Below are 13,241 nucleotides of genomic sequence, written 5' to 3' on the forward strand. Positions count from 1 at the left end.
TAAGCGTAAGTGAGTTGAAACACGCGGTGGCAGTCACGGCAGCGAAATCTGTCATAGCCTTTAGGGTTCTGACCATGGCGGTAAACCTGAACAGACTGACAACGGGGACAATGAACGTTAACGCTGGCCATAAGAGAACCTCAAAAGCCCGCATTATACATCAGATTCAACCAATTAGAGGCATCACCCCCGCATGATTGCCTTGATAGAGTGTTTGTGGGCTGATGTTATTTAAAAATGCATAATGCAATGGATCGCCAATGATACCATTTGATGAAGGGGCAAAGCTCAGTGAGTAACCAACAGCAAACCATAATATAGCTATCCAGCTCATCGAAATAAAACACTGTAGCATAATAGTAACGATACTTTTTCTTGAAACCAGTCTGCCATAAAAAAAAGCCAGCCCGGGTGTCATTAACATAACAAGGCTGCTGCATAATAAAATAAATGAAACGTTGGCGGCATCAAAAAGCCTGAGCATATTCATATAATCACTCATATATCTTCCCTGTACGACAGTGCGTTTATCTTCTCTGCTTGATTTCTAACGCAGAAAAGTATTCCTGACTGATAAGTGTTATCCCAGCGGCAACGTTTGTATTTTTCGTTGTTTGTTTTTGTTCTTTTTATTAACCAATGATTGCTGAATGTTATTTTTACATAGTGATAACCTCTTTTTCTCTGTCGCTATTTATTTTAATATCAGGTTTATTTATTTCTGATTAATTCTCTAAAGTTGAAACGACAATATAGTGTGGCCAGAGTAATGTGAAATACATTATATCGATCAATTTTTTGACAATGAAAGACCATGCCTATTGAATAAGCATTTTTGATCGTTAATGACGATCACGAAAGGGCGGATTTTTTACCGAATAAGAGACTAACTCTTCATTTTTTCAGTAATTTTATCTATAGCGTTACCTGTTGTGAGTACGATGAAAATGTACGTTTGATAACAAGTTACCGACGATCGAATTGTGCGGTGACCGCATTTTTTGCTGCAACCGCGAGTCAGTATTAAAGACGTCATCTGGTAATAGGTTTTTTATTATCGTATTGAAAATAAACAAAATCATATCAAATTAACGTAATTTTTTTCTGATGTATTGGGGGTAACAGGCGCAGGGTAAAGACAGGGAAGGTCAAAAGGCAGGCATCCCGCCCTAAGAGGAAAGGAAATCACCGGCTGATATTAGCCGCTCAAAAAGACATTTTGGCTTTTTTCTTAATGCCGGCTTCTTCTGTCACCGTTCGGATCTGCATCCCTGACAGATGGGCTGTAACCGGCAATGGTTGTTGTGCCATGAAAACAAAAAACACCGAGGACACTCTGCGCTGACAAAGAAAATCTGATGGTGACGCCGCAGGCAGGGGGTGACTATGCGATACTAAGTGACTTCCCCGTTGATGAAATACAGGAGCTATCTTGAGCGAAGATCGGGTTAACGACCAGGCTATTCAGGACATTATTGAACCGGGTCTGCGAGTGTTGTTCTGCGGTATTAATCCGGGGAAATCATCGGCCCATACTGGCTACCATTTTGCCCATCCGGGCAACCGTTTCTGGAAAGTTATCTGGCAGGCTGGTTTCACTGAGCGCCAGTTAAAACCCGAACAGGAGCAGTCATTGCTGGATACCGGCTGTGGCATTACCATGCTGGTCACGCGGCCAACAGTACAGGCAGGAGAGGTTGAGCGCGATGAGTTAAAAGAAGGGGGGCGTCAGCTGGTAGAAAAAGTTCAGCGCTATCAGCCGCTGGTGCTGGCGGTCCTCGGTAAAGATGCTTATAAAAAAGCCTTTCGTCAGCCTCAGGCTGAATGGGGGCGTCAGCCGGTGACAATTGGTGACACTGAAGTCTGGCTGCTGCCTAATCCCAGCGGGCTGAATCGTGCATCACTGGACAAGCTGGTGCAACTCTATCGTGAACTGGAACGGGCGCTGGCGTCGCGTGGCCGCTGATAGCACACCGCAGGTAATAAAAAACCCCGGGGAACCGGGGTTTTTACAAGAGCGGATTGACGGCTGTTTAGTCGTCGAGGAAGCTGCGCAACACTTCTGAACGGCTGGGATGGCGCAGTTTACGCAAGGCTTTTGCTTCAATCTGACGAATACGCTCACGGGTAACGTCAAACTGTTTACCCACTTCTTCCAGCGTATGGTCAGTGTTCATATCAATACCGAAACGCATACGCAGTACCTTTGCTTCACGCGCGGTTAGCCCGGCCAGCACATCATGGGTGGCTGAGCGCAGACTTTCCGAAGTGGCTGAGTCCAGCGGCAGTTCCAGCGTGGTGTCTTCAATAAAATCACCCAGATGTGAATCTTCATCGTCACCAATCGGCGTTTCCATTGAGATTGGTTCTTTGGCAATTTTCAGCACTTTACGAATTTTATCTTCCGGCATCAGCATACGCTCAGCCAGCTCTTCCGGCGTTGGCTCGCGCCCCATTTCCTGCAGCATCTGGCGGGAAATACGATTGAGTTTGTTAATGGTTTCAATCATATGAACCGGGATACGAATGGTACGGGCCTGGTCAGCGATAGAACGCGTAATCGCCTGGCGGATCCACCAGGTGGCATAAGTCGAAAACTTATAGCCTCGGCGGTATTCAAATTTATCAACCGCTTTCATCAGGCCAATGTTACCTTCCTGAATCAGGTCGAGAAACTGCAGGCCGCGATTGGTGTACTTTTTGGCAATGGAGATAACCAGACGCAGGTTAGCTTCCACCATCTCTTTTTTGGCCCGACGCGCTTTCGCTTCACCGATGGACATACGCCGGTTGATATCTTTCACCTGCTCGATGGTCAGCCCGGTTTCTTCTTCAATCTGTGACAGTTTGAGCAGGCTGCGCTGAACATCATCGGCCACTTCCTGCAGCTTTTCCGACCAGGGTTTGTTCATTGCCTGCGCCGCCTGAAACCAGGTTTCGCTGGTTTCATTACCGGTGAACAGGGTAATGAAATTTTTCTTCGGCATTTTGCACTGTTCAACACAGAGTTTCATGATGATGCGTTCCTGGGTACGGACACGCTCCATCATTTCACGCATATTGTTGACCAGATAGTCAAATTGCTTTGGAACCAGACGGAACTGTTTGAAGACTTCTGAAAGTTTCTGGATCTCTTCAATCGCGTCGGCGTGACTGCGCCCTTTGGCTTTGATTGTGACGCGGGTTGACTCGTATTGCGTATGCAACTCGCCAAACTTCTCGCGCGCCAGCTCAGGATCAATGCTGTTGTCGTCGTCACTGCTGTCGTCGTCGCCATCTTCGTCATCGTCATCGTCGTCGCGCTCTTCTTCTGAGAGCTCAGACCCAACGTGGGTGGCGGTCGGTGCCAGGTCTTCTTCCGCATTAGGATCGACAAAGCCGGTAATCAGATCGGAAAGCCGGGCTTCACCGGCTTCAACACGATCGTATTGATCCAGCAGATAGGTAATCGCTTCGGGATATTCAGCAACGGAGCATTGAACCTGATTGATCCCGTCTTCTATACGTTTGGCGATGTCAATTTCGCCTTCGCGGGTTAACAGCTCAACCGTGCCCATTTCACGCATGTACATGCGTACCGGGTCGGTAGTGCGGCCAATTTCGGATTCCACACTGGATAACACCTGCGCCGCTGCTTCAGCGGCATCTTCGTCGGTATCCGTGCTGTTTTCATTGAGCATCAGATCATCGGCATCCGGGGCTTCTTCAACCACCTGAATACCCATGTCGTTGATCATCTGGATGATGTCTTCGATCTGATCGGAGTCGACGATATCTTCCGGCAGATGGTCATTGACCTCAGCATAGGTCAGATAGCCTTGCTCCTTACCACGTGTGACAAGCAGCTTAAGCTGTGACTGCGGGTTTTGCTCCATAAGACGGTATCCACACTTCTGTTATTAGGTTGGTGTCGGTCGGCTAAACTGCCAACAAATACTATGCGGGCTTTTGGTTATTGCCGCTGCCCGCACGGCGGCTACCAGGTTATCCCTGGTGGATAATCGGCACTTAAGCCGCTTGAATCCTGTGAACTGACCTGACTTACCTCTGTTGCAACCTCAAAAGGCTGTTAGCGGACCTGGCTGCTGTCCCGGGTAAATCCGTCATCGCTATTTTTTCATCCGGACCTGATTCAGTACCTGGACTTCTTCGCGTTCCTGCGGGGTAAGACCCTGGGTACGCGCACGCGCAATCAATTCGTTTAATCGTAGTTCAAGTGCGGAATCAAGGAGGTGATTCAACGCATCCGTGAACGTTTTTTCAGCAATGTCTGTATCAGCTATATCGTCCCACACCGACAGTTTTTCAAGGGTCGCGGCATATTTTGTCCCGCGATAACGCTCCAGTAACTGTCCTGTGGTGATGCCCGGGTGCTCATTACAGGCGTCAACCAGCTGGTTAAACAGCCCGAGGCCTGGCTGTTTTTCTTCATTCAATCCGGCCAGAGAAGGCACCTGAGCGGCCAGCGCAGGATTTTGCACCAGCAAGCCAATAAGTATACGCATAGTTGTGCGTTTTAGCTGTGCGGGTGCCACGGATTTAGCATTTTCAGCCTGTCGCGGCATCAGCTTTTCCAGCTGATTGTCATCGAGAATCCCCAGCTTGTTGCCCAATTGCTGACGCAGATAAATGCGCAGCGTTTCGCCGGGGACCTGACTTATCAGCGGCAGCGCCAGCGCACTGAGTCGGACGCGTCCATCGGGTGTTGCCAGATCGACCTGTGGCAATAGCGAATCAAATAAAAATCCCGACAGCGGCAGCGCGTTATCCATCCGTGCTTCAAAAGCCTGTTTGCCTTCTTTACGCACCAGTGAATCAGGATCTTCGCCGTCTGGCAGAAACATAAAACGCAGCTGCCGGCCATCGGTCATATAGGGCAGTGCGGTTTCCAGCGCGCGCCAGGCTGCTTCCCGTCCGGCCCGGTCGCCGTCATAACAGCAGACCACGTTGTCGGTGTTGCGAAACAGCAGCTGGATATGTTCCGCCGTCGTGGAGGTGCCCAGTGAGGCTACCGAATAATCGATACCAAACTGCGCCAGCGCCACCACATCCATATAGCCTTCAACCACCAGCAGCTTCATCGGTTGCGGGTGATTTTTCTGTGCTTCATACAGGCCGTACAGCTGACGGCCTTTGTGAAAAATATCTGTTTCCGGTGAGTTGAGGTATTTTGGCAACCCGTCACCAACGACCCGGCCACCAAAGCCAATCACCCGACCGCGCTTATCACGAATCGGAAACATCACCCGTTCGCGAAAGCGATCGTAACTGCGGCCCTGATCGTTGGTGACCAGCATGCCGGCATCGATCAGCGACTGGCGGTTTTCCGGCTGCTGACCAAAACGTTTCAGCACATTATCCCAACCTGCCGGGGCAAAGCCGATAGCAAAGTGTTTAATCACTTCGTCGCTGAGACCGCGTTTTGTCAGATAATCGCGGGCCGCACCGGCAGCAGGTTGGGATAATGATTGCTGATAAAAATCGTTCAGTCCTTCCATCAGCTGGTATAAATTCTGGCGCTGATGGCGTTCAATCTGACCCGGCGCGCTGCCGGTCTCGTAAGGAATTTCCAGACCATACCGCGTCGCCAGTTCTTCAATACTTTCTACGAACTCCAGACGATCAAAATTCATCAGGAAGTCGATGGCATTACCATGAGCGCCACAGCCAAAACAGTGGTAAAACTGCTTATCACCGTTGACGGTAAAAGAGGGGGTCTTTTCATTGTGGAAAGGACAACACGCGTGATAATTCTTGCCCTGCTTTTTAAGCTTCACACGCGCATCTATTAAATCGACGATGTCGGTGCGGGCGAGCAGGTCACTGATGAATGCGCGTGGTATTCTTCCAGCCATTTTTCCCCTTCATCTTTCAGCCTGATGCTGCGTTAGCGGCATTCGTTCACCCCGGTCACATACTGGAGTATGCTCCCGGGGATTCGCTCACTTGCTGCCTTGCCATTCCCCGGTGCCGTTAGCGGCCGGCGGGATGGATTTTTACGAATGCTATAAACGACAACAAGCCGCGCATTCCTTCCGGATGCACGGCTCGTTAACGACTGCTTGTCTGTGGTATCCGGAGAAAACTCCGGTAGCAAATTAGTACAGACGAGTGCGACGTGCGTTTTCGCGAGCCAGTTTTTTGGCGTGACGCTTAACAGCAGACGCTTTAGCGCGCTTACGTTCAGTCGTTGGTTTTTCATAAAATTCACGACGACGAACTTCAGCCAGAACGCCTGCTTTTTCACAGGAACGTTTAAAGCGACGCAGTGCTACGTCAAACGGCTCGTTTTCACGTACTTTAATTACCGGCATGTAACTCTCACCTCAATAAATTCGGTTTTGCCGCTGGCCTTTTGCCAGCTTGTTTCAAAATGGTGCGGAATTTTACTTCAACACAGGCTGCGTTGTAAAGCACCAAAGCAATACGAAACCAACAACGTCGCCTGTGCGGCTGCCGGTTTTTGCAGGCTGGCGAGTATAGCGCATTGTGGTCAAAACAAAAAGGCATCTGTCAGAATCGCCTGTGACGGCGGGTTCGTGCTACACTTCGCGCCGCACTAACGAGGTGATTAACCATGCGTGTTCTGGGTATTGAAACATCCTGTGATGAAACCGGCGTCGCCATTTATGATGAGACACACGGTTTGCTGGCAAACCAACTTTATAGCCAGGTAAAGCTGCACGCTGATTATGGCGGGGTGGTGCCGGAACTGGCGTCACGCGATCACGTGCGCAAAACCGTGCCGCTAATTAAGGCGGCACTGAAAGAGGCGGCGTTACAGCCAGAGGATATTGACGCGGTTGCCTATACCGCAGGTCCGGGATTGGTTGGCGCGTTGCTGGTTGGTGCGACCATTGGCCGTGCTCTGGCGTTTGCCTGGCAGGTACCGGCAGTGGCGGTACATCACATGGAAGGCCATTTGCTGGCGCCGATGCTGGAGGATAATCCACCGGATTTTCCTTTTGTTGCCCTGCTGGTATCCGGTGGCCATACCCAGCTTATTAGCGTCACCGCCATTGGTGCGTATCAGTTGCTTGGCGAGTCTGTTGACGATGCAGCAGGTGAGGCGTTTGATAAAACCGCTAAGTTGCTGGGGCTGGATTACCCTGGCGGCGCGCAGCTGTCACGTATGGCGCAACAGGGGGTTGCGGGCCGTTTCCGTTTTCCGCGGCCTATGACCGACCGGCCGGGGCTGGATTTCAGCTTTTCTGGTCTGAAAACCTTCGCGGCGAACACGGTGCGGGAAAATCCGCAGGATGCACAAACGCATGCTGACATTGCCCGCGCCTTTGAAGATGCGGTGGTGGATACACTGGCGATTAAATGTAAACGTGCGCTGGAGCAAACTGGTTTTCGGCGGCTGGTGATTGCCGGCGGCGTCAGCGCTAACCGCACGCTGCGTTCGCATCTCGATAGCATGATGAAAGCCCGGGGCGGAGCCGTGTTTTATGCCCGGCCTGCGTTTTGTACTGATAACGGCGCCATGATTGCATATGCAGGCATGGTGCGGCTGAAAAACGGTGCCAGCGAACCGCTGAATGTTACCGTTCGTCCGCGCTGGCCGCTGGCGGAACTGACCGGGTAATCATCCCGGCGCGCGTGGTTCCGTCAGGATTTACCGCGTGGCTTGCGTTTCCACAGGCGATTTTCCTGACCGCGCCAGAGGCGCTGAATATTGTCATGATGGCGCAACAGAATCAGGCATGACAGCAGGGAAACCGGAAAGGTAAATTGTGGCTTAAACCACCAGACATAGAATGGCGCAATCAGCGCGCTGATAATTGCCCCCAGCGAGGCGTAACCGCTCAGTAGTACCGTTAACAGCCAGGTGCCTATCATCAGTCCCGTCAGATCCCAGCCAATCGGGGCAATGGCACCAAAGGCGGTGGCCACGCCTTTACCTCCCTGGAAGTGAAAAAATATCGGGTAGATATGGCCAAGGCAGGCGGCAATAGCAATCAGCCCCAGCCAGAGCGGAGAGAGCCCAAGATAATATGCCAGCCAGACGGGGACCATGCCTTTTAAGATGTCGCAAACCAGCACGGTTGCCGCTGCCGCTTTGCCGCCAATCCGCAATACATTAGTGGTACCGGGATTACCGGAACCTTCTCCCCGGGGATCGGGCAGCCCGACCAGGCGGCAAATCAGGATAGCGCTGGAGATGGAACCACACAGGTACGCGAAAATGATCATGCCAGGTGCGAGTACACTCATAACACAGTTCCGTCTAATACAGGTCGTTTTATTGTCATCATCTACGGATAATACGCATAATTGTCTGTAAGTGGTATCCGGCCAGCACAAAAACAGAGATGTCGATGATGGATATAGTATTTATTGAGCAATTAGAGGTCATTAGCACCATTGGCGTTTACGACTGGGAGCAAGCGATCCGGCAAAAACTGGTGTTCGATGTTGAAATGGCCTGGGATAACCGTCCTGCGGCGCAAAGCGATGATGTCACTGACTGCCTGAGTTATGCCGACGTAGCTGAATTCATTATCGGACATGTCTCAGGTGGACGCTTTGCCTTGGTAGAACGTGTCGCAGAAGAGCTGGCTCAAGGCCTGATTAACGAATTTAATACCCCCTGGGTGCGGATTCGCGTGAGTAAACCCAGTGCGGTTGCTCAGGCGCGCGCGGTGGGCGTGGTGATTGAACGGGGAACAATTCCGAAACTGTCCTGAGGTGATTGCCATCATCCGGAAACCAAACCACATTATGCTGTGTCTTAAGCTAAGCCTAATGATTAACAGGCATATTTTAATGGCGGTTGCATAGCGCACCGCCTTTTTAGTGGTTTTGATAAGGAAAGGGGTAGATTTGATGGCAGATATTCACCAGCTATGGGTGGCATGTATCCTCGGCATAGTGGAAGGATTGACGGAATTTCTTCCTGTTTCTTCCACCGGACATATGATTATTGTGGGCCACCTTCTTGGCTTTGAAGGGAATACCGCTGATACCTTTGAAGTGGTTATCCAGCTCGGCTCTATTCTGGCCGTGGTGGTGATGTTCTGGCGCCGTTTATTCAGTCTGATTGGTATTCATTTTGGCCGCGTTCCCCATGAAGGTACCGGAATCGGACAGTTGAATCTGCTGCATATTTTGCTGGGCATGGTGCCGGCGGTGGTGCTGGGTCTGTTATTACATGACGCCATTAAATCGTTGTTTAATCCAGTCAACGTGATGTATGCCCTGATTGTCGGTGGCTTTCTGCTGCTGGCGGGGGAATTTTTAAAACCTAAACAGCCGAAAGCCGTCGGTATTGATGATCTCACTTATCGTCAGTGTTTTATGATTGGTTGTTTTCAGTGTCTGGCACTGTGGCCCGGCTTTTCACGTTCAGGCGCCACCATTTCCGGCGGCATGCTAATGGGCGTCAGCCGCTACGCGGCTTCTGAGTTTTCCTTTATTCTTGCGGTTCCGATGATGATAGGGGCGACGGCGCTCGATCTTTATAAAAGTCTGCCGTTCCTCCAAATGAGTGATTTTCCGCTGTTTGCTGTCGGTTTTGTCACGGCGTTTATTGTTGCCCTGATTGCCATTAAAATCTTTCTGAAACTGATCCAGAATATTTCGTTCGTTCCCTTTGCAATTTATCGTTTTATCATTGCTGCCGTGGTTTACATGGTGTTTGTCTGACCTTCAGGCTGCAGGGGCGGCTTTGTGCCGCCTTTATCTGCCTTCAGCCTGCCAGGCGGCCAGTCTGGCGATACGACGTCGCGTCAGTTCAGCACGAACCCCGGCCCCCTGAAACCCTGCCTCAATAACCGCCTGAGTTTCAACGCTGCGCGCTACCTGCCAGGCCGTACGCAGATAATGGCCCTGTGGGTAGGGGTGGCTCTCCATACCGGCTCGTCCGCGGGCATCTGCTTCGCTGGTCAGGGCTATCTGTTCTACCCGCTGTGGTTTACGCCAGGCATCAATCCGGTCGAACAGGTTAATCAGCGTTTCAGCCGGCTGTTGTTCAATGGTGTGCACCAGATCATGAAATTCGGTGACCAGCTGTGCCAGATCGCAAATCGCGTGAGGGACGCGCAGTCGCTGACAGAGTGCAGTAACCAGCGGCACACCGGCTGGACCATGTCCGTGATGGCTGGGCCACTGGTCTGGCGGCGTCAGGCCTTTGCCGATGTCGTGGCACAGGCTGGCAAAACGGACATCCACCTGTGGGCTAAGCCGTGCGGCTATTGCCAGCGTCATCAGCGTGTGGACACCGCTATCGATTTCCGGATGCCATTTTGCCGGCGCCGGTACGCCAAACAGGCGGTCGATTTCCGGAAACAGCACCGCCAGCGCTCCGCAGTTTCTCAGGGTCTGGAAGTAAACCTGCGGATTGGCAGTGCTAAGGGCATTTTCAGTTTCTTTCCAGACCCGTTCGGCATTGAGCGCACGTAGTTCGCCGCTGGCGGTCATCTGGCGCATTAGCGCGGCGGTTTCATCGGCAATGCGAAAGTTTAAATGGGCATAGCGGGCGGCAAATCGGGCAACCCGCAGCACCCGCAGCGGATCTTCATTGAAGGCCGGTGAAACATGGCGCAGCAACCGTTGTTGCAGATCGCGACGTCCGTGCCAGGGATCGTAATATTTACCGTTGGCATCGCGGGCGATGGCATTAATGGTCAGATCCCGCCGCTGCAGATCCTGCTCTAAGGTAACATCCGGTGCACTGTAGCAAACAAAGCCGGTATAGCCGCTGCCGCTTTTTCGCTCGGTGCGGGCCAGCGCATACTCTTCCTGAGTGTGCGGATGTAAAAAAACCGGGAAATCACGGCCTACCTGCTTAAAGCCTTGCGCCAGCATTTCCTGCGGCGAGGCGCCGACCACCACCCAGTCCCGGTCTTTCACCGGTATATTCAGCAGGGTATCGCGTACTGCTCCACCGACAAGAAAGGTTTTCACGGCGTACTCCGCAACCTGAGAAAGGCTATGTTATGACAAAGCCATCGGCACAAAAAGGCATTAGCCGCTATGTCCGCAGTCTATTCATTTTAGCTGGCTGGTGCGGTTTAGTTCATCCAGCGGTCTTTTCTTTTCCGGCGCGGGATCATGTGCGGCAATAACAGGCCAAACAACAGACCAATACCGGCAACCCCTCCGCCATACATGAACCACTGCATAATAATGGCACGCTGTTTATCATCAAGCTGAACGTTGGCCGCATTGACTTTCTTTTTTGCTACAATCAGCTGATTTTTAAGCTGTTCGTTCTCATTTTTCAGGCCATTAATAATGCCGTCGCTGGCCGCCACTTTTTTCTGCATATCGGCGGTGCGCTGGTTCCAGCTGCTGTCGATATTGTTTAGCTTATCGCTCAGCACTTTTACCTGCTGTTCAAGCTGCGGAACGCGGGTGCGCAGGCTGGGTTGATTGTTGAGTTGTGACAGGGGGATCCATGCAGTACGCCCGTTTGCGTCACGAATCTGACCATAATGGGTATTTTCGTTAGTTTGCAATAGGGTGACCGCTTCACCGGCGTTAACGGTTCCTGTTAGTCGATACTGGTCGCCGGGGCCGCTGCGTAGCCAGGTGGTCAGTTCATCAGAAACGTAACGTGTATCCTCTGCATGGACAATATTTGCGGCGCTAACAGCCAGGAAAGTCAGGCTAATCAGATGTATTTTTTTCATTAGATGTCTTTTTGGTTAAGTCCGGGACAAAAGTAAAAGCTCAGTCTGAAACCCCATCACATGAATCTGAATGAGAACTATCCTGGTCTCATAATGCTGAGAGGTTGGACCGGAAAGTGCTGGCTGCGCCAGCGACAAACCGTCATGCTGCACTTAATTAAAGATACCCTAATTCCTTTATAGCACCAGAATTGTTGTTTCTGTCAGTCATAACGACAAAAACAGCCGGAAAAAGAGGGTTATAATCACGTTCAACACACCAATTTTACTGGTAACAAGTTAAATCAGAAAAATATGACCATTGAAATCGAAATAAAGTTCATTGCCAATGAGCAGGCAGTATTAAATCTGCCGCAATGGCTGGCCGCCTGGCCGCATCAGCATATACCGGGCGAGAAGCTGACCAATATTTATTATGAAACCGCTGATAATCAGCTACGACGCTGGGATATCGGGTTGCGTATTCGCGGTTTTGGCGACAGCTATGAGATGACCCTCAAGGGGAAAGGCGCCAGTATCGGTGGGTTGCATCAGCGAGCGGAATATAATATTCCGCTCAGCCAGCCAACGCTGGATATTGCCTTGCTGCCGCAGACGGTCTGGCCGGACAATACCGATGTCACAGCATTACAAAAGCGGCTTTCAGCCTTATTCAGTACGCATTTTATCCGTGAGAGATGGCTGGTGAACTACCAGCAAAGCGAGATTGAAGTAGCGCTTGATCGCGGCGAGGTGGTTGCCGGTTCGCTTAGCGAACCGCTGCATGAAATTGAGCTGGAGTTAAAAAGCGGTACCCGGGAAGAACTGATGGCATTTGCGGGAAGCCTGGCGGGATATGCGGGGTTACGCCTCGGCAGTCTGAGTAAAGCCGCCCGCGGTTATGCTCTGGCCCAGGGTAACCCCGAGCGGCCGCTGCGTCCGGTGCCGTTGCTAAAGGTGAAAAAGAAAGCCAGCGTCGAAGAGGGAATGCAGGCGGCGTTGCAGCTGGGCCTGGCGCAGTGGCAATACCACGAAGAGCTCTGGCTACGCGATTGCCCCGATGCACTGGCAGAAATCAAAACCGCGCTGTCGTTGATCCGGGAAACCCTGACGCTCTTTGGCGCCCTGGTGCCACGCAAAGCCAGTGCCAGTCTGCGTCAGAAATTAACCGCGCTGGAAAATAGCCTGGAAGCTGAGTCACCCGATGCGGCGAGCCTGTGTTTTTCTCCGGACTGGTTGCAAGCGCAGTTAGCGCTGACTGACTGGCTGGCCGGTAAACGCTGGCAGTCGTTTCTCAGTGAAAAGGACAATGCCCGGCTGCAAGGGTCGTTTAAGCGCTTTGCCGATATTATGTTGTCACGCATTGCCGCTGATTTACGGGAAACGTTTCAGGGGATTCAGCTGAGTGGGCAGTATCAGGATAAGTTAATCCGCCTGCAGCGTCAGCTGCAGGCGGTGCATCTGCTGGGAGGGGCTTATGATCCGGTGGCGGTGACCCGCTGGCTGGAACCCTGGCAGCTGCTGGCGGAAACGATCATGCAGCGTCAGCAGTCGCAATTCAAAGCGCAGACCCGTGAGGCGCTGAAGCAATCTCCTTTCTGGAAACACAGCGGCCAGTAAATTGGC

The 13,241-nt window shown here is 51.6% G+C and carries 13 protein-coding genes; 5 read left to right on the top strand and 8 right to left on the bottom strand.

Going from position 1 to position 13,241, the window contains the following annotated elements; genetic code table 11:
* Both BL249_RS17395 and BL249_RS17400 read right to left on the bottom strand, forming a co-directional pair.
* A partial coding sequence (locus tag BL249_RS17395; protein ID WP_342633895.1) for an IS1 family transposase occupies positions 1–131 on the bottom strand: 131 nt, incomplete at its 3' end.
* Between the two features lie 35 nt (positions 132–166).
* On the bottom strand, positions 167–502 hold the full coding sequence (locus BL249_RS17400; RefSeq protein ID WP_168174295.1) for an ammonium transporter: 336 nt from the start codon (positions 500–502) through the stop codon (positions 167–169).
* A 930-nt stretch (positions 503–1,432) separates the two neighbouring features.
* On the opposite strand from BL249_RS17400, the gene mug reads away from it, so the two are divergent.
* Positions 1,433–1,966, top strand: a complete 534-nt coding sequence (gene mug / locus BL249_RS17405; RefSeq protein ID WP_099706709.1) for a G/U mismatch-specific DNA glycosylase — start codon at positions 1,433–1,435, stop codon at positions 1,964–1,966.
* Between the two features lie 67 nt (positions 1,967–2,033).
* On the opposite strand, the gene rpoD is transcribed toward mug, so the two are convergent.
* From rpoD to rpsU, 3 genes are all read right to left on the bottom strand, one after another.
* A complete protein-coding gene (gene rpoD, locus BL249_RS17410; protein WP_099706708.1) occupies positions 2,034–3,875 on the bottom strand; it encodes an RNA polymerase sigma factor RpoD in 1,842 nt (613 codons plus the stop codon).
* A 234-nt stretch (positions 3,876–4,109) separates the two neighbouring features.
* Positions 4,110–5,855 carry a DNA primase gene (dnaG, locus tag BL249_RS17415; RefSeq protein ID WP_099706707.1) on the bottom strand — a complete coding sequence of 582 codons (1,746 nt, stop codon included), beginning with the start codon at positions 5,853–5,855 and terminating at the stop codon, positions 4,110–4,112.
* A 243-nt stretch (positions 5,856–6,098) separates the two neighbouring features.
* On the bottom strand, positions 6,099–6,314 hold the full coding sequence (gene rpsU / locus BL249_RS17420) for a 30S ribosomal protein S21 (protein WP_001144069.1): 216 nt from the start codon (positions 6,312–6,314) through the stop codon (positions 6,099–6,101).
* Between the two features lie 263 nt (positions 6,315–6,577).
* Between rpsU and tsaD the strand changes: the two genes are divergently transcribed.
* Complete coding sequence (gene tsaD / locus BL249_RS17425; protein WP_099706706.1) at positions 6,578–7,588, top strand: tRNA (adenosine(37)-N6)-threonylcarbamoyltransferase complex transferase subunit TsaD; 1,011 nt, start codon at positions 6,578–6,580, stop codon at positions 7,586–7,588.
* A 23-nt stretch (positions 7,589–7,611) separates the two neighbouring features.
* Here the strand turns inward: tsaD and plsY are convergent, their stop codons facing one another.
* On the bottom strand, positions 7,612–8,217 hold the full coding sequence (plsY, locus tag BL249_RS17430) for a glycerol-3-phosphate 1-O-acyltransferase PlsY (RefSeq protein WP_099706705.1): 606 nt from the start codon (positions 8,215–8,217) through the stop codon (positions 7,612–7,614).
* A 107-nt stretch (positions 8,218–8,324) separates the two neighbouring features.
* Here plsY and folB point away from each other — a divergent pair, with 107 nt between their 5' ends.
* Together folB and bacA are read left to right on the top strand one after the other, a co-directional pair.
* On the top strand, positions 8,325–8,690 hold the full coding sequence (folB, locus tag BL249_RS17435) for a bifunctional dihydroneopterin aldolase/7,8-dihydroneopterin epimerase (protein ID WP_099706710.1): 366 nt from the start codon (positions 8,325–8,327) through the stop codon (positions 8,688–8,690).
* Positions 8,691–8,829: 139 nt separating this feature from the next.
* Positions 8,830–9,648 carry an undecaprenyl-diphosphate phosphatase gene (bacA, locus tag BL249_RS17440; protein ID WP_099706704.1) on the top strand — a complete coding sequence of 273 codons (819 nt, stop codon included), beginning with the start codon at positions 8,830–8,832 and terminating at the stop codon, positions 9,646–9,648.
* Between the two features lie 33 nt (positions 9,649–9,681).
* Here bacA and BL249_RS17445 read toward each other — a convergent pair whose 3' ends face one another.
* Together BL249_RS17445 and BL249_RS17450 are read right to left on the bottom strand one after the other, a co-directional pair.
* Positions 9,682–10,908, bottom strand: a complete 1,227-nt coding sequence (locus BL249_RS17445) for a multifunctional CCA addition/repair protein (RefSeq protein ID WP_099706703.1) — start codon at positions 10,906–10,908, stop codon at positions 9,682–9,684.
* A 107-nt stretch (positions 10,909–11,015) separates the two neighbouring features.
* A complete protein-coding gene (locus BL249_RS17450; RefSeq protein WP_099706702.1) occupies positions 11,016–11,636 on the bottom strand; it encodes a TIGR04211 family SH3 domain-containing protein in 621 nt (206 codons plus the stop codon).
* 294 nt (positions 11,637–11,930) lie between these two features.
* Between BL249_RS17450 and BL249_RS17455 the strand changes: the two genes are divergently transcribed.
* Positions 11,931–13,235 (top strand): CYTH domain-containing protein, encoded by a 1,305-nt coding sequence (locus BL249_RS17455; RefSeq protein WP_099706701.1) that lies wholly within the window; start codon positions 11,931–11,933, stop codon positions 13,233–13,235.
* Positions 13,236–13,241 lie beyond the last annotated feature (6 nt).

The sequence above is a fragment of the Erwinia sp. OLFS4 genome (assembly GCF_002752165.1).
In the GTDB taxonomy this organism is placed as follows: domain Bacteria; phylum Pseudomonadota; class Gammaproteobacteria; order Enterobacterales; family Enterobacteriaceae; genus Izhakiella.

Bases quoted from the DNA above. Each gene is read 5' to 3' on its own strand.
- BL249_RS17455 (WP_099706701.1), top strand. From the start codon at position 11,931: ATGACCATTGAAATCGAAATAAAGTTCATTGCCAATGAGCAGGCAGTA.
- plsY (WP_099706705.1), bottom strand. From the start codon at position 8,217: ATGAGTGTACTCGCACCTGGCATGATCATTTTCGCGTACCTGTGTGGT.
- rpsU (WP_001144069.1), bottom strand. From the start codon at position 6,314: ATGCCGGTAATTAAAGTACGTGAAAACGAGCCGTTTGACGTAGCACTG.
- rpoD (WP_099706708.1), bottom strand. From the start codon at position 3,875: ATGGAGCAAAACCCGCAGTCACAGCTTAAGCTGCTTGTCACACGTGGT.
- bacA (WP_099706704.1), top strand. From the start codon at position 8,830: ATGGCAGATATTCACCAGCTATGGGTGGCATGTATCCTCGGCATAGTG.
- tsaD (WP_099706706.1), top strand. From the start codon at position 6,578: ATGCGTGTTCTGGGTATTGAAACATCCTGTGATGAAACCGGCGTCGCC.
- folB (WP_099706710.1), top strand. From the start codon at position 8,325: ATGGATATAGTATTTATTGAGCAATTAGAGGTCATTAGCACCATTGGC.
- BL249_RS17400 (WP_168174295.1), bottom strand. From the start codon at position 502: ATGAGTGATTATATGAATATGCTCAGGCTTTTTGATGCCGCCAACGTT.
- BL249_RS17450 (WP_099706702.1), bottom strand. From the start codon at position 11,636: ATGAAAAAAATACATCTGATTAGCCTGACTTTCCTGGCTGTTAGCGCC.
- dnaG (WP_099706707.1), bottom strand. From the start codon at position 5,855: ATGGCTGGAAGAATACCACGCGCATTCATCAGTGACCTGCTCGCCCGC.